This is a genomic window from Pseudomonas sp. BMW13, from assembly GCF_013357275.1.
GTDB lineage: Bacteria > Pseudomonadota > Gammaproteobacteria > Pseudomonadales > Pseudomonadaceae > Aquipseudomonas > Aquipseudomonas khazarica.
Genome location: NZ_SUKD01000031.1, coordinates 86,942 through 103,444, shown reverse-complemented (window position 1 = coordinate 103,444; position 16,503 = coordinate 86,942). Strand labels below are relative to the sequence as shown.

Genomic DNA, 16,503 nt, shown 5'->3' with positions numbered 1-16,503 from the left:
ATAGCTCAGTCGGTAGAGCAAATGACTGTTAATCATTGGGTCCCTGGTTCGAGTCCAGGTCGCGGAGCCAAATTCCAAAGCCCAGCCTAGTGCTGGGTTTTTTATTGCCTGCGGACTCTCACCAGGGACTGCGTCCCAGGTTATTCGCTTCGCTCACCCCTTCGGGGCCGCGCTGAAGCGCGTTCAGCTACGCTGTCGAGTCCAGGTCGCGGAGCCAAATTCAAAAGCCTCGGTTGATCCGGGGCTTTTTTGTGCCTGCCGGACTCTCACCAGGGACTACGTCCCAGGTTATTCGCTTCGCTCACCCCTCCGGGGCCGCGCTGAAGCGCGTTCGGCTACGCTGTCGAGTCCAGGTCGCGGAGCCAAATTCAAAAGCCCAGCCTAGCGCTGGGTTTTTTATTGCCTGCGGACTCTCACCAGGGACTATGTCCCAGGTCATTCGCTTCGCCCACCCCTTCGGGGCCGCGCTGAAGCGCGTTCAGCTGCGCTGTCGAGTCCAGAAGTTCAAAACGCGTGAATCGCCACCTGATTGGTGCCTTCCCGCTTACTGCCCCAGGAGTGGCCCCGATCAGCACCCACAAAAACGCAAAAGGCCGGTCAAGGACCGGCCTGGGCAGGGACGCCCGCAAGCGTCATTTCACACTCAGCTTGTCGCGATTCTTCTCCAGCGTCGCCTCGCCAATTCCCTTCACCTCCAGCAACTCATCGACCGTGGCGAAATCACCGTGCTCCTCACGGTACGCGACGATCGCCTGAGCCTTGGTCGCACCGATGCCGGCCAACTCACGTTGCAGCGTTGCCACATCAGCGGTATTCAGATTGACCAGACCGGTTTGCGCCACCTGAGTGGCAGCCGCTTTCGCAGGCTCGGTCTTGGGGGACTCAGCTGCAGTCACGGCCAGGGGAAGGGAAACGAGGACAGCCAAAAGCAGTGAAGAAAGACGGACTTTCAACATGGGAAACACTCCTTGTAAATGAAAAAGCGAAGCCTTCTTGGCTTCGCCTTCCAAACTACACCTTATCCCCCGGCTGTCAAATCCTCGCCTCAGCGCTCCCGGTTTCGCAGGTGGATCCAGTCGACGATCTCACCCTCAGGCACGTAGCCATGCACCGTTTCGCGCAGCAACATGCGCACACGCGCGTAGTCATCCTCGTCGACGGCTGCCAGCAGCGCCTGAAGACGCACCTTGAGCTCCTCCCAGGGCAGCATGTCCTCCTCGGCACGCATGATCATCGGATGCTCGGTCGGCTTCACATCCTCGCCAATCAGCAGCTCCTCATAAAGCTTCTCGCCGGGACGCAAGCCCGTGAACTCGATGGCGATGTCGCCATGCGGCGTGCTCTCGTCGCGAACGGAAAGTCCGGAGAGGCGAATCATCTTCTCGGCCAGATCGGCAATCTTCACCGGCGAGCCCATGTCGAGCACGAACACGTCGCCGCCCTGCCCCATCGACCCCGCCTGGATCACCAACTGCGCCGCCTCGGGAATGGTCATGAAATAGCGCGTGATGTTCGGATGCGTCACCGTCACCGGCCCGCCCTGCTTGATCTGCTCCCTGAACAGCGGAATGACCGAACCGGAAGAACCCAGCACGTTACCGAAGCGCACCATGGTAAAGCGCGTCTTGTTGACCTGGTGGACGCCCTGCTCCTGGCCAAAGAGCAACGGCGCCGACTCACGACTCAGCGCCTGCAGCACCATCTCGGACAGGCGCTTGGTGCTGCCCATGACATTGGTGGGACGCACGGCCTTGTCCGTGGAAATCAGCACGAAGTTGGCGACACCCGCCTTGATCGAGGCCTGCGCAGCATTGGTGGTACCCACCAGATTGTTCAGCACACCCTCGGCAACATTGTGCTCGACCATCGGCACATGCTTGTAAGCCGCAGCGTGATAAACGGTGTTCACCCGCCAGGTCTGCAGAATGTCGAACAAGCGCTCGAAGTTACGAATAGACCCCAGAATCGGCACCAGCCGGATAGAGAGCGACTCCCGTTCGATCCGCTGCTGCAACTCGCTGTGAATGCTGTAGAGATTGAACTCGCTGTGCTCGAAAAGCAGCAAGGTGCGCGCACCACTGGCCAGTATCTGCCGGCACAGTTCGGAACCGATGGAGCCACCGGCCCCCGTTACCAGCACGACCTGATCCTTGATGCAGCGCTCGAACAGATCCTGGCGAGGCGGCACCGCATCACGACCAAGAAGGTCAGCGATATCGACCTCCTGGAGATCTTCGACCTTTACTCGCCCACTGGCGAGATCCATGAAACCAGGGATACTGCGCACATGGAGCGCGTGCGGCTCCAGCGCCTCGAGTATTTCTCGCCTACGCGCTCGAGGAATCGAGGGCATTGCCAGCAAAACCTCTGTCACCCCCGTCTCGTCGATCATTTGCTGAATGTGCTTGGGCGAGTAAACACGCAGCCCCGCAATCGTGCGAGTAGCAATACTGGAATCATCATCAATGAACGCAACTGGACGCATCGTTTTACCCAAACGCAACGCTGCTACGAGTTGATTACCGGCCGCCCCAGCCCCATATATGGCCACTTTGGACGTGCAGGACTCGATATCGCGCCTGCGGGTAAACGGCTCAAACCAATCACCGATAAAGAACTGGCGCATGGTCAAGCGCAAACCACCCAGCAGCAGCAGGCTCAGCCACCAGTAATTGAAAACCATGGACCTTGGAACGAGGGCTGTCGGCCCGCGATACCAATAAACAGCCAGAGATAGCATCAATGCAGACAAGGTCACTGCCTTGGCTATCGTCACAAGAGCATCATTGCCCACATAACGCATTACCGCACGATACATACCCAACCTGATGAAAATGGGAAGTGCGATAACAGGCGCCAACAAAAACAGCCAGCCATGACCAGAAAAAGGTCTGGCAGCATCCCAATCTCCCATACGAACGGCAAAGGACAACCACAGCGCGAGCCAAATAAGCACTACGTCAACCGCAAGCTGAAGAACCCGCTTTTCCCGACGGGACAAATGCAGAAGAGATCGGCGTAACAACTCTATTCGTCGACGAATCATCTCAATACCTCAATCCTTGGCAATCAGAGCCCTGCCAGGCTCAATGACTGAACCCGGCTGGATTACGACACCATATCCGGCACTGCAACCGGCCTGAAGCCAAGCAGCCTCGCCGACCGTAACTCCGCCAGCCAAGCAGACACCTACGCCAAGATGCGCATAGTCGTCCAACGTCACGTCATGGTCGACCACCGCTCCCGCGTTGACAATCACCCCTTGCCCCACGCGCACTTCAGTGCCCACTACTGCCAGTGACATGATGGCTGAACCCGGGCTGATTGAAGCTGAAGGACTTACACAAGCACGAGGGTGAACTACGCTGACCAAGGAGATACCTGCAGCGGTGATCTTTCGCTGCCAGGTGCGACGCAAGCCATTATTGCCAACCGCCGCGATAGCTCCGTCAGTTGTCCCTGCATTTTCAGCCAAGTGGCGCAGACCACCAACCACAGGCAGCCCACAAACGATCTTCAGGTCAGGCCATCTATCGTCAAGGAAAACTACCTGCTGCCACTCACCAGAAAGTAACGCGGCCTCCGCGACGGCCTTGCCGTGACCACCAGCCCCAAGAACGAGCAATTTACGTAACTGGCTCATCTGCGCTCCAGTTCGCCAGCACGGAACTTGATAGCCAGCACGATCAAAGGTACGTAAGCCAACAATAGTCCGACTAAACCATCGCCGCCTTGCGCTACCCAAATGGCTACTGGCAATAACCAGCAGAGATTGATCATGCCTACCGCCAGAGTAACCGGCAGGTGGCGACCAAACTGACGTGCAGCATATTGATACGCGTGGCTTCGATGAGCCTCATACACCTTGTCTCCGCGTAGCAAACGCCGAAGTAGAGTAAAGGTCGCGTCCACAACAAAAACACCCAACAAGATCAGCCAGCCCCAAAGCAGGGACTGATCGATCCACGCTGCCTGCAAGGAAAGCACGCCAAGCACGACACCCAGAAAGCCACTCCCCGCATCACCCATGAAAATTTTTGCAGGGGGAAAATTCCAGTAGAGAAATCCCGCCACCGCAAATGACAACAACAGCGGCAGTACTGCAGCCTCAGCATGCCCCTGGAGGACATACAACAGGGCGCCCCCTACACAAACACAGATCGCCTCGATGCTGGCAATACCATCGATTCCATCCATGAAGTTGTAAAGGTTGAGTAACCAAACCAGATACAAAGAGGCCAGCAAATAACCCAACCAACCAAAATCAACTGAGAGCCCAAATACTGTCAACGGCGGCAGCCCACCGAGCCAGAAAAGTGCCCAAGCAGCAGCAGCGAAGTGTCCAAGCAAACGCCAGCGAGCGGCTATGTGCCCGTGGTCATCCAGGAATCCAAGCAATGCAATTGCCGCACCCGCGCCTATCAGCGAGCAATAAATCTCAACGGGTAGATCCAGACCTGCAGCGGACGCGGAGCACAGCCCCAAGAGGAATGCCACAACAATGGCGACTCCACCTCCACGAGGCGTTGGTTGACTATGCGAGCTACGCGCGTTGGGTATATCCATCAGACTGCGGGCCAGCGCATAACGTCGCAGCAACGCTGTCAGCCCCCACGCCAAGACAGCGATGACCAGCATCAAAACCATAACTTTCATTTAGATATTTCTTTTAAATAATGCGCAGCAGTCTTGGCCAAAGCCTGATCAACGGAAAGAGGTGGAACCCACCCCAGTCGTTCGCGGGTCTTGTCCATGTTGATCTGCAAGGAACCGCACAGGCGCTGATTAAGCTGGCGACGCCCCAGCAAGATTGCAGCCCACTCAATCAACGCCTGCGGCACCGGCAAGAGCCGTGCAGTGCGCCCGAGAGCGGCACTCAGACGTCGCAGCAACTCGGTAGTAGATAGATCCTCACCGTCGCAAACCAGAAAACGCTGCCCGCTGGCCGCCGGATGGGTAAGGCACACAACCAGCAAATCCACCAGGTTATCCAATGCAACCAGACTGCGGCGGTTACCTATGGCGCCGAACGGCAACGGTACACCCCGCTGCAGCCAGCGCATCATGCTCAAGAAGTTGGCCTTGACCCCGGGGCCATAGATCAACGGCGGACGAACGATGACCACCTCCAGCCCTGTTTCAGCAGCAAGAGCCAGCAATTCATCCTCAGCCTCTCGTTTTGAGATGCCGTAAGGGTCCGTCGCATCCGAAACATCGTCAGCTCTATAAGCCTGTCCTGGGAGAGTCTGCTCACCATTGACCTTTATCGAACTGACGAAGACGAAACGTCGCACGCCCGCAGCAACAGCCTGCTGAGCCAGACGTAGCGTGCCCTCGACGTTGGCTCGACGAAACTCCGCCAGTGGATCGGCGGCCTGCTCATGCATCACATGCACCCGCGCCGCACAGTGAATGACCGCATCCACATCCGCGAGCGCCCGCGACCAGTCGGCCTCAGCCTCCAGCGAGGGAGCCAGGCAGTACTCCACCCCGGCAAGTGGAGCAACCGGCGCCTTGCGCTGGGCACAGCGCAACCGATGCAAACCGTCGACCAGCAGACGTGCCTGCACAGCACGGCCAACAAAGCCGCTGGCGCCAGTCAGCAGAACACGCATGCTCAGTCCTTGCGCCAGACAGTACGGTTTACGTAGTCGGTATAACTGAGCACCACCCGCACCACCTGCAGCGATACTGGACCGCCCTCGTAGTCCGGCACCAGCGGGATCATTCGCTCACCGGCCTGATGCTGACTGGTGATGACCCTGACCGCAGCCAACACCGAATCCTTCTTCAACCCGCTCATGATCAACGTGCCCTGATCCATACCCTCAGGGCGTTCATGAGCATTGCGCAGCGTCACCGCTGGCAGGTTGAGCAGAGAGGCTTCCTCGGTGATGGTGCCGCTGTCGGAAAGCACGCAGAAGGCGTTCATCTGCAGTTTGATGTAATCGAGCAGACCGAATGGCTTGGAGAAGCGGATCAGTGGGTGATCCAGCGATTCTCCCAGCGCCTCCAGTCGCTTACGTGTACGCGGATGGGTCGAGACAATCAGCGGGAAGCCATACTCGTCGGCCAGCGCTCGCAAGGTGGCAAGCAGATCGCGCAGGTTGTCCGGCGTGTCGACGTTCTCTTCACGATGGGTGCTGACGATGAAGAACTTTCCGGCCTCGAGCCCCTCGCGGGCAAGCACGTCGGAGGCCTCGATCTTCGGCCGGTAGTAATCCAGCACCTCATGCATGTGCGAGCCAGTCTTGATGATCGTTTCTGGGCGAATGCCCTCGGCGATCAAATAGCGACGGGCATGCTCGGTAAGCACCAGGTTGATGTCGGAGAGATGATCGAGCACCTTGCGGTTGAGCTCTTCCGGAACCCGCTGATCGAAGCAGCGGTTACCCGCCTCCATGTGGAAAACCGGAATTTTACGACGTTTGGCAGCTATTACCGCCAGACAGGTATTGGTATCGCCATAGAGAAGCAACGCATCAGGCTTTTCCAGTTCGAATACGGCGTCCGCCTTGGCAATCACCTCGGCAATGGTCTGCGCGGCGGTCTCGCCAGCGGCACCGAGAAAGTGATCGGGCTTGCGGATCTCCAGATCGTCAAAGAAGACCTGATTGAGCTCGTAGTCGTAATTCTGCCCCGAGTGCACCAGCACGTGGTTGACTTGGCGATCCATCTCGGCAATCACCCGGCTCATCTTGATCAGTTCCGGGCGGGTCCCGACCAGCGTCATGACCTTAAGCATCGAGCTGCTCCTTGATGTAATCGAGCTTGAGCAGGAGCTCCTTGATGCCGGGTACGTCCAGGCGATGGGTATTGTGCGAGGTGTAGTCGTCCAGCTCGGAGATCTTCTCCTCGCCCTCGACGAAGTATTTCTTGTAGTTCAGATCGCGGTTATCGGCTGGAATGCGGTAGTAGCGCCCCATGTCCTCGGCCTTGGCCATTTCCTCGCGCGATACCAGCGACTCGTATAGCTTCTCGCCATGCCGAGTACCGATGACTCGCACCGGATTGTCATGACCGAACAGCTCCTTGAGCGCCTGGGCCAAATCTCCGACGGTTGAGGCGGGCGCCTTCTGCACGAACAAGTCGCCCTGCTCGCCATGCTCGAAGGCATGCAGCACCAGGTCGACCGAGTCTTCCAGCGACATCAGGAAACGCGTCATCTGCGGGTCGGTCACAGTCAGCGGCTCACCGCCGCGCAATTGATCGATGAACAGAGGAATTACCGAACCGCGCGAAGCCATAACGTTGCCGTAACGGGTAGCACAGACCACGGTACCGCCCTCGGGAATCATGCGCGACTTGGCGACCATCAGCTTCTCTGCCATGGCCTTTGAAATACCCATGGCATTGATCGGGTACACAGCCTTGTCAGTCGAAAGCACCACCACGCGCTTCACACCGCTGGCGATAGCGGCATTGAGCACGTTCTCGGTACCGTTGACGTTGGTACGCACCGCTTCCATCGGGTAGAACTCGCAGGACGGTACCTGCTTGAGTGCCGCCGCATGGAAGATGTAGTCGACGCCGACCATGGCCTGTTTGAGGCTGTCGTAATCACGAACATCGCCGATGTAGAACTTGACCTTGTCGTTGGCCAGGGCGATGCGCATATCCTCTTGCTTCTTCTCATCACGGGAGAAAATGCGAATCTCGCGCACATTGGTATCGAGGAAGCGCCGCAACACCGTATGCCCAAAGGAACCGGTGCCACCGGTGATCATCAATACCTTGTCGTCGAACATAAAACCTTCCAGAACGTGAACGCAGCCAAGCAGCTGCGTGGATTCTCTTGCGTCAGCGCAGACTAGCGCTGCTCGTACATACGTCGGACCAGTTCCGGCCAGTCCGGCGCGACATAGCCGGTAGCCTGACGAAAACGCGAGCCATCCAGTGACCTGTCGATCGCCAGTGCATCATCCGGGCGAATATCGATCTGCTTGCTGTATTGCGCTGCCACCAGACTCAACAATTTGAACTTGTCGATGGGCGCGGCGGCGACATGATACAGGCCCTTGATCCGTGGGTGCGGAATGACGAAGTCCTTCATCACCCGTGCCAGCTCCACAGTCGGCAAGCCTGAAAAGATCGCCCTGGTGAACCCCTTGACGCCACCTTGCTGGGAGAGAAACCAGTCAACCAGCGCATAGCTAGACCCCAGTTCGTGGCCAATGATCGAGGTGCGCAGGGTGATGGCATGCGGCAGATCGTGCAGCTCGCCGATGTACTTGGACTTTCCATAGAGGTCTTCCGCATCCGACAGGTCACTCTCTTGGTACATCCCCTTGCGCCCAGAGAACACACAGTCGGTACTGACATGGATCAGCCTCGCGCCAACCAACTCGCACAGCCGCGCCAACCGGTGTGGCAGCATGGCGTTTATCGGCAGTGCTGTCAGCGGATCCTTGGCATCCGCCAACTGCTTGATCAGCCCGACGCAATTGATCACCACATCAGGTTTCACTCGGGCCATGGCGGAAGTCAACGCATCCTGGTCCAGCACATCAACACCACAGAGCAAGCGCGCATGGTGGTCCTGCGGAAAGTGTCGCAGTGCCGAAGCGCTGCGCAGCGTGCCCCAGACCTGGTAAGCCGCATCAGCAGAAAAAACGCGAAAGACGGCATTGCCCAGCATACCGGTGACGCCCAGGACGAGAACCTTCATATCACTCATAACCTTTTCTCGAAGGCGTTCCCGCCAAATACTTCACCAAGATTTCGACCTGCTGTTGCATCTCAAAATTGGCATCAAAATAAGCCTTGCCGGATCGGCCCATAGCCATGCGCTCCGCGTCCCCCATCTCGCTGATACGCTGAATATTAGCTACCAGCGGCAACACCTGTTCAGCCGGTGAGGCGAGGCCTGCGCGCGCCTCGCAAACCACTCGAGCTCCCTCACCATTCATGCAGGCGATGATCGGTCGGCCTGCGGCCAGGTAAGCCTGAATCTTGCTAGGGATGGTCTGTGCGAAGGCCGGCTCATTGCTCAGCGACACCAGCAGGGCCGAAGCGCGCTCGAAGATCTGTGGCATCGCCTCCATGGGGAAGCGTCCCGGCAGTACCAGATTATCCAGACCGTGCGCCTGTTGCTGCGCCTTGAGCCAGGCCAGGCGGCTACCGCTGCCCACCAGAACTAGGCGGACATTCGGATCATCTCGCAGATGAATCGCCGCCTGCACAATCGTTTCCAGCGCCTGCGCCGTCCCCAGGTTACCGGCGAATACCACGCAGAAGTGCTGCTCGAGCAATTCGAGCAACTCGCTCGGCACCGACTCCACAGCCTTCGGGCTGCTTATATCCATGGAGTTGGGGTAGTACTGAATCTTCGCGCGGTCAGCATAGTGCGCCACCGGTTCGACAAAAGCCCGTGACTGCACGAGTAGCGTGTCGCACTGATGGTAGATGCCGCGCACCATCCAGCCCACTGCACGCAGCAGGTAGGGCTTACGCACAAAGCCAGTGGCTGAAAGGCTCTCAGGCCAGAGGTCCTGGACCCACAGAGCCAGTTTCGCCCTCTTCAACCATTTGAGCAGGATCGCGGGTATCGCCTGGGTAATCGGTGATGGGGCGAACACCAGGATGGCGTCGAACTCGCGCCCGCGCAGCATCCACGGTAGACACAGCAGACCGCTGAATACAAAGGACAGGTAATTGAGGATCAGATTCTTCGCGCCCCCCTGTCCACGCGGCCACAGCGGCACCCGCAGCACCTCGATACGCCCCAGGTAACGTTCGCGCTGCGTACCCACAGCACGGTAGCCATCGAAAACTTTACCGTCAGGGTAGTTGGGCTTGCCGGTGGCCACGACCACCTCATGCCCCTGCTCGTCCAGCGTGCGCACGATATCGTTGATGATGAAGCTTTCCGGCCAGAAGTACTGCGACAGTACGAGAATCCTCATAGTCGATCGCTTCCTTTGAGGGCTCTCACCTGATCCAGCAGTGCAGCGGCCTGGACGCTGCGTCTGAACTGGTCAAGGTAGTCCATATTCGGTTGCACCTTGGCCGTTTCGCCCTGAACAGCAGCCAACAGGCGCTGCCTAATCCGCGCCACGTCAGCAGCATAATGGGTGCCGACAGCTGCTTGGCGCAGCATATCTGCTACCAACATATCGTCGGTAACACCCACAGCCAGCACTTCAGTGCCAGATATCAGGTACTCGAAGATCTTGCCACTGACCACACCCTTGGTCGAACCGACACCATCAGCTACTGGCTGCGAACCGAGGAAAAGCAGGAAGTCAGCGCTCTTCTGCACCGCCAGGATTTCCTGCCGGGGTACCTTGCCGGCGAGTTTTACAAAAGGCGCCACAAGCGGATCGCGGGCAACCGGGAAGTCGTCCAGCGCGGCATAGTCCCCATAGAAAGAGATGGCAAGGTCACCCTCAGCCAGCAGCCCTTCAGTCACCAGTTGACGAATTGCCAAGAACAGCGGGGTTGGATTCTGCAGGCCCGGCAGGATGCTCCCGGCATAGACGATGTTCACCTTTGCCGGCAGGCTGATCCGAGCCGCATTGCGGAACACATCAACCTCGCTATCCTCGAAGCCGTTGGGCAGTTCCAGGTAATCGCGCGGACCATGCAGTTCACGCAATTCCTGCAGCAACGGCGTATTGATCGAACAGATCAGGTCGGCGCGGGCCAGTACCGTGCGCTCGTGCCAGCGCTCGAAGGCCCGCACCGGCGCACAGCCGGGAAAGATCGGGTTGCCTGCCCACAGATCGCGATAGTCGGCGACCCAGAACAGCTGTCGGCTCCCCTGCTTGATCCAGGCCGCCGCGGAGTGCGCGGTGTACGACGGCACCGTTGAATAGAGCAGATCGAAATGCTGTTCACGTAGCAGGCTCCGCCCGACGAGCGCCACGCGCGGCCACCAGAGCACGCGCGGATCGAGGTAATTGCTCAGCAACCGGCGCTTCAGCCAGTACTGGAATGACAGCAGCACCCGGCGCCAGCCCTTCACCCCCTTGGAGTAACCTTGGACTCCGCCGGCCTGGCCCCCGCGAATCAGCCAGGGGGCGATCTGCTGTACGTGAATAAGAGGATTATTCCTTAGTCCGGCGGGTAGCTCCCCGGTAAAAGGCATGGTCAGCACATGCACTTCATGCCCCTGACGGGACCAGTGGTTCGCGAACGCATTGACCCTGAGCACGCCAACGGAGGTTTCCGGGCCAAAGTAACTGGAAATAATGAGGATCTTCACGCCACGCGCCTAACTGATTAACAACCGAGGGTAAAAGGATTGATGCCGTCCATCGGACGGCCTAGTCCATGAACGTGCGATACCAACGACAGAAATTGATCCAGCGCCAGACCTGCCAGGAGAACGCCTGCCGGCCCGCCACCACGCGGTCGAACTCGGCCAGCATGGCTGCCTGATCGAGGAACGGTAGCTGCAGCTCTTCGACGAGCCAGCTGCGCACCTGGCCGGCCATGCCCAACAGCCATTCCTGTTCGGGCGTGGCGAAGCCGATTTTGTCGCGGCGGTCGAGGATATCATCCGGCACTATTCCTCGCATGGCTGCGCGGAAAATGTGCTTGGTCTCGCCCTGCGGGGAAATCAGGTAGGACTCGGGCATCGACAGCGCCAGCTCGACCATGTCCAGGGTGAGAAATGGCACACGACTCTCAACCGAGAAACGCATCGAGTTGCGATCCCCATGCCGTAGCAGCGCCGGTAACCCGCGCTGAGAGAGGCACAGGGCCAGTTCGGCCATCACTCGCCGCCCGGCACTGCCGGCCTGAGCGAGCTGGCGCGGATAGCGACGGATGATACCGCGCTCCTCAAGCGACGCCGAGCGAATCCAGCGCGGCAGGCTGTCCATACCATTGAGCCGGCGCAGGACATCGTAGAGCGCACCCGGGCTCATTTCCGCCGCCGCGCGTTTGGCTCCGGCCATACGGCTGCGCCCCGGCCAGCGCGCCCACTGGTCGAGAAAGTGCCAGGCCTCGGCCAGCCGGCCTTTTTCCAGCAGGCTGCGCAGGCGCTGCCCCGGATAACCGTTATAGCCGGCCAGCATCTCGTCGGCACCCTGCCCGTCCAGGGTAACGGTCACGCCCTGCTCGCGGGCCAGTTGGAATACTCGGTACTGAGCGTAGATGCTGGTACTACCGAAGGGCTCGCCCTGCGCAGCAATCATGTCGTCCAGATCGCGGGCCAGTTCATCGCCACTGACCATCACCTTGTGCGGCCGGGCGCCCACATGCTGGTTGACTCGGTCGACCCACACCTCCTCGGACATTGCACTGCCCTGGGCGATGTAGCTAAAGGTGTTGATCGGCAAATCCGGCGCCACATGACGCATGGCACAGACCACTGCAGAGGAGTCGATGCCGCCGGATAGCGCCGCGCCCAGCGGCACGTCGCTGCGCAGATGCAGCCGCACGCTAGACAGGAAGCGCTCGCGCAACTGCTCGGTGGCATCGGCAAAACTGAGGTCGCTGCGCTCCTCGATGCATGGTGTCCACCAGCGCTGCGGCTCACCCAGCGCACCAGAAGTCAGATCCAGTTCGACCAGGTGGCCGGGCAACAGGTGCAGCACGCCATCGAGGAAGCTGTGCGCGCCACTGTCGTAGTCGGCATGCACCAGGTAGTCGTAGGCGCGCTGCCAGTCCAGTTGCACACGCTCCTGCTTGAGCGCCTTTATCGCCCCCACCTCGGAGGCGAACAGAAAGCTGCCCTGCTCACGGGTGTAGAAGAACGGCTTGATGCCAAAGGCATCGCGCACGCAGGTCAGGGTACCCCGCGCGCTGTCGAACACCACGAAGGCAAACATGCCCACCAGCCGCGGCAGGCACGCGCGCCCCCACTGACGCCAGGCAGCCAGTAGCACCTCGGTGTCCGAACCGGAGACGAAGCGATGCCCCAGCGGTTCCAGCTCCGTGCGCAGCTCACGGTAGTTGTAGATCTCGCCGTTGAAGACGATCGACACGGCCTTGTCCTGCGACTGCATAGGCTGATGCCCTGCCGCAGAAAGGTCGATGATCGACAACCGGGTATGCCCGAGCGCAGTCACCCCGCCCTGACTTGTGTACAGCTCGTAGCCATGGTCATCCGGGCCACGCCTGTGCATCGCCGCCAGCGCCTGACTCAACCTCTCGTCCAGCTGGGCCGGCCTGCCAGGCCACCACCCCCCCGTGATACCGCACATGACTATCCAATCTCCAAAGACAAGGCGATCCCGCCTTGCAAATCACACACGAGCAGATCCACTCACACGGCGTCTTAGTTGCTGCAGCAGGGCCCTCAGGTCTGCCAGGGGCAACAGCCCGCATACCACGACCAGCCCCAGCAGCACACACATCAGCAGACTCTTGAGCAACAGCGTCAAAGGCAGCGCCAGCTCCGTTGCCTCAAGCTGCACGCCCACCCCGGCGCACACCACGAAGCCCAGGCTCGACAGCAGCAATGCCCGCCAGGCATAAGGAATCCTGTACAGACGTTGACTGAGCGACAGCCAGCAAAAGAAGAACAGCGTGGATGCCAGCAAGGTGGCCAGCGCCGCCCCCCAGATCCCCCAAAGCGGCACAAGCAGCCAGTTACCCGCCACGCTGGCCACCGCCGACAGCAGCGTCACCCAAAGCTGCCAGTGGGTCTTCTTCGCAATGGCAATGCCCGGCGCGAAGATGTACATCTGCGAGAGCAGCAGCGATGGCGCCAGCACACCCACCAGCGCCGCACCGGCCATGAACTCGGGGGTCGCGAACAGCATCAGCAGTTCGCGGGCAAACAGCGCCAGGAACAGGCAGCCGGCCAGTGCCACCGCCATGAACCAGCTGAACAGTCGGGCGATCTGGCCTGGCGTCTGCGGGTCTCGATAGTGCTGGTAGACCAGCGGCGTCAGCGCCGCCTGAATCCCCAGGATCAGTAGTGCCGCCAGGCCGGCGATACGGCTACCAATACCAAAATGCCCCACATCCTCCAGGCTACCGAAGTGATTGAGGGCAAAACGATTGATATACAGACTGATGAACACCGCCAGGCCGGCCGGCACCAGCGGTATTGAAAAGCGCAGCATGGCATGCAGCTGACCCACATCGAACAGCCAGCCGAAGGTCCGGCGCAGTAACCACAGGCACAGCAGGCCGGACAGCAGCGCCGCCATTAGCTGAGCCAGCATCACTCCGACCAGCCCGAAGTCCAGCCAGAGGCAGAAGACCAGGGCAAACAGCAGCGTGAACAACGCATAAGCCACGCTGGCCAAGGCATAGGCCTTGCTGCGCAGCTCCCAACGGAACTGGTTGAGCAGCAAGTAATAGATGCCGTTGACCGCAATGAAGCCGACCCCCAGGCGAAACGCATCCAGGTAGCGGGCATCGCCCAGTACCAGCACGTTGAGCTGCGGCGCAGCCAGCAGGCCGATCAGCAGAAACAATCCATACATCAGCACACTGAACCACAGGCTGGTGCTGGCCAGGCGCTTACGCTCGTCCGGTTCGGGCGCATCGGCCCAATAACGCGCCAGGCCCTGGGCAATCTCCAGGGCCACCACCAGATTGGCCAGCGCCCCGAGGGTAATCAGCAGGTCATAAGCGCCGTAGTCGCCTGGCGACAGTACACGGGTGTAGAGCGGCAGCAAGAAGATCGCCAGCCCCTTGGAAAATACAGACGCCAGGCCGTATACGAGGCTGTCACGCAATGCAGCCTTAAGCATCTACCGGCTCCTCACCCACTCGGGCGAACTCGACCAGAGCACGTTCCAGGCCAGGCTTGTCCTGCACCTGCAAGGCGCTCGCGCCAAAGTGCTCAAGCAGCAACGCTACCAGTTTTCTGCTGCGCCCCTGTGGGAGCCCGCATCCTCTCAGATAGCGCACGGCAGCCGGATCACACCACCACTGGCTGGGAATATCGCCATTCAGCAACTGCAAATAGCGCCCCGCTACGCCCTTCAGGTTCCAGCTAGACAGGACGAACTGTCGCGCCTGCTCACCCAGTTGCAGACGGAACGCCGAGTCCACCACCAACCGCTCGATGGCCATTTCAAGACCATCCGGCGCAACAAACAGACTCGGCGGAATATCGGCTGATTCAAGGCACTGATCAATCGCCTCGGCGAAGTAGCCCCCAACAACGGCCGGCTTACCAAAAAAAGCCGCTTCGGTGGCAAAGGCCGCCAAGGGTGTGTCCGCGTACAACTGATCGACGATGAAATCGCAGCGAGCCAGTTCCTGCAGCACAACCTCGTTCGGCATACCCTGAATTTTCACCAATTCAATCGAATGCCCTTTGCGCCGCAGCCGGTCCAGCACCTCAAGAATCTCGGCCGTGCCCTTGACCAGAGGATTCGACGGCCCATGCAGCACTCTTACAGGTCCCGGTCTGCCTACATGCTGCGGTGCAATCCTGGGGCAGACAGGTAATGTCTTGGGAATGCCAAGAGCAAACCAGTTGATGTACGGGCGCTCATGGAAGTGCGCCGTTGCAGGTGAATTAACCAGATAGTCGGCATAGCGCTCATGCAGACGGAGCTTTCGCTTGCAGCGGCGGACTGTACTCAGCAATGCAGTAGGTAAAGGCAGTTCATCTGCCACCTGGCCTGGAAACCAGCCGCCATCCATGTAAGGAGGCCTGCTGTCGCTGCCGGTGTAAACGAAAACGATCTTTTTTCCGAGACGCTTGAGCAGCCAGAGTTCAAAAGCCGAGTTGGTAATGGTCTGGCCGTAGATGAAGATGAAGGCATCAAAACGGGTGATAACCCGCAGCAGTACGAGCCAGCCCCACAGGTCATGCGCCGCCACCAGCAGTAATTTGCGCAGCAGGTTATCGCGAGTTGTCGCATTACGAGCAGCTCCGATCCGTTGCCATGTCCTGACTAGCCATGAGTGGGACTGATCGCCATAGTTGAAGGGATGGACAATGCTGAGTATCACCTGAGCATCGACCTGCAACGCACGCAAACCCTCCACCAGAGCCCCTGCGATACCCGCGATTTCTACCGGCCCAACAAATACCCGTGGAATTTTTCGCCCAGCAGAACTCAAGATCGTCCCACCACCCGACAAGGTGTACCAAAGGCCTTACTGCCTGCCGGGACGTCTTTCAGTACAAGGCTATTGGCACCGATAACCACGCCATCGCCAATGGTCACACCTTTGACGATCACGCTATTGGGGCCGATGTAGCAGTTGGCACCGATGCGGGTCGGCGCGGTAACTATCGGGGCCTTACCGCCGCTCAGAGACCGCTCCACCGTATCGTGGGTGTATATCTGTACACCAGCCGAGATCGAACAGTGCGATCCAATCTCCAGCCCACCGCCCGACCCATCCAGCAGAGTGAACGGTCCGATCCAGGTATGTTCACCCACACGGACATCACCAAACACCAGACTGCTGTCATAGATAGACGTGCCCTCGCCAAACCCCAGCTCCCGGGCCTTCTCCCAGCGATCCACGATGTAGTCACCCAGGGGCAGAGTGCGCTTGAAACGGTCGTCCACCTCACGTCGGCGCTCCAGCCAGAAGCGCTTCAACTGATTCAGCAACTCCACCCTCTCCCCT

14 protein-coding genes are annotated in these 16,503 nt (G+C 59.4%); all 14 read right to left on the bottom strand.

What is annotated here, in order from left to right:
* Positions 1–632 precede the first annotated feature (632 nt).
* Positions 633–956 (bottom strand): helix-hairpin-helix domain-containing protein, encoded by a 324-nt coding sequence (locus E4487_RS20950; RefSeq protein ID WP_175254297.1) that lies wholly within the window; start codon positions 954–956, stop codon positions 633–635.
* 89 nt (positions 957–1,045) lie between these two features.
* The gene (locus E4487_RS20945) at positions 1,046–3,046 is read right to left on the bottom strand and encodes a nucleoside-diphosphate sugar epimerase/dehydratase (protein ID WP_175254296.1); all 2,001 of its coding nucleotides are present in this window, start codon (positions 3,044–3,046) and stop codon (positions 1,046–1,048) included.
* A gap of 9 nt (positions 3,047–3,055) precedes the next feature.
* Positions 3,056–3,643, bottom strand: a complete 588-nt coding sequence (locus E4487_RS20940) for an acetyltransferase (RefSeq protein WP_175254295.1) — start codon at positions 3,641–3,643, stop codon at positions 3,056–3,058.
* Complete coding sequence (locus E4487_RS20935) at positions 3,640–4,656, bottom strand: glycosyltransferase family 4 protein (protein ID WP_175254294.1); 1,017 nt, start codon at positions 4,654–4,656, stop codon at positions 3,640–3,642. The genes E4487_RS20940 and E4487_RS20935 overlap by 4 nt, the downstream gene beginning before the upstream one ends.
* A complete protein-coding gene (locus tag E4487_RS20930) occupies positions 4,653–5,615 on the bottom strand; it encodes an SDR family oxidoreductase (RefSeq protein ID WP_175254293.1) in 963 nt (320 codons plus the stop codon). The genes E4487_RS20935 and E4487_RS20930 overlap by 4 nt, the downstream gene beginning before the upstream one ends.
* 2 nt (positions 5,616–5,617) lie before the next feature.
* On the bottom strand, positions 5,618–6,745 hold the full coding sequence (gene wecB / locus E4487_RS20925; RefSeq protein WP_175254292.1) for a non-hydrolyzing UDP-N-acetylglucosamine 2-epimerase: 1,128 nt from the start codon (positions 6,743–6,745) through the stop codon (positions 5,618–5,620).
* Positions 6,738–7,748 carry a nucleoside-diphosphate sugar epimerase/dehydratase gene (locus E4487_RS20920; protein WP_175254291.1) on the bottom strand — a complete coding sequence of 337 codons (1,011 nt, stop codon included), beginning with the start codon at positions 7,746–7,748 and terminating at the stop codon, positions 6,738–6,740. Before E4487_RS20920 ends, wecB begins: the two co-directional genes overlap by 8 nt.
* Positions 7,749–7,810: 62 nt before the next feature.
* A complete protein-coding gene (locus E4487_RS20915) occupies positions 7,811–8,668 on the bottom strand; it encodes an SDR family oxidoreductase (protein ID WP_175254290.1) in 858 nt (285 codons plus the stop codon).
* A 1-nt stretch (position 8,669) separates the two neighbouring features.
* The gene (locus E4487_RS20910; RefSeq protein WP_175254289.1) at positions 8,670–9,905 is read right to left on the bottom strand and encodes a glycosyltransferase family 4 protein; all 1,236 of its coding nucleotides are present in this window, start codon (positions 9,903–9,905) and stop codon (positions 8,670–8,672) included.
* Entirely contained in the window at positions 9,902–11,206 is a 1,305-nt protein-coding gene (locus E4487_RS20905) for a glycosyltransferase (protein ID WP_175254288.1), read from the bottom strand. Before E4487_RS20905 ends, E4487_RS20910 begins: the two co-directional genes overlap by 4 nt.
* Before the next feature lie 61 nt (positions 11,207–11,267).
* Entirely contained in the window at positions 11,268–13,097 is a 1,830-nt protein-coding gene (gene asnB / locus E4487_RS20900) for an asparagine synthase (glutamine-hydrolyzing) (RefSeq protein WP_257229472.1), read from the bottom strand.
* A gap of 99 nt (positions 13,098–13,196) precedes the next feature.
* Positions 13,197–14,657: an oligosaccharide flippase family protein gene (locus E4487_RS20895; RefSeq protein WP_175254286.1), complete on the bottom strand. Its 1,461-nt coding sequence runs from the start codon at positions 14,655–14,657 to the stop codon at positions 13,197–13,199.
* Positions 14,650–15,984 (bottom strand): glycosyltransferase, encoded by a 1,335-nt coding sequence (locus E4487_RS20890; RefSeq protein ID WP_175254285.1) that lies wholly within the window; start codon positions 15,982–15,984, stop codon positions 14,650–14,652. Before E4487_RS20890 ends, E4487_RS20895 begins: the two co-directional genes overlap by 8 nt.
* Positions 15,981–16,493 (bottom strand): acyltransferase, encoded by a 513-nt coding sequence (locus E4487_RS20885; protein WP_333983310.1) that lies wholly within the window; start codon positions 16,491–16,493, stop codon positions 15,981–15,983. The genes E4487_RS20890 and E4487_RS20885 overlap by 4 nt, the downstream gene beginning before the upstream one ends.
* Between the last annotated feature and the right edge of the window lie 10 nt (positions 16,494–16,503).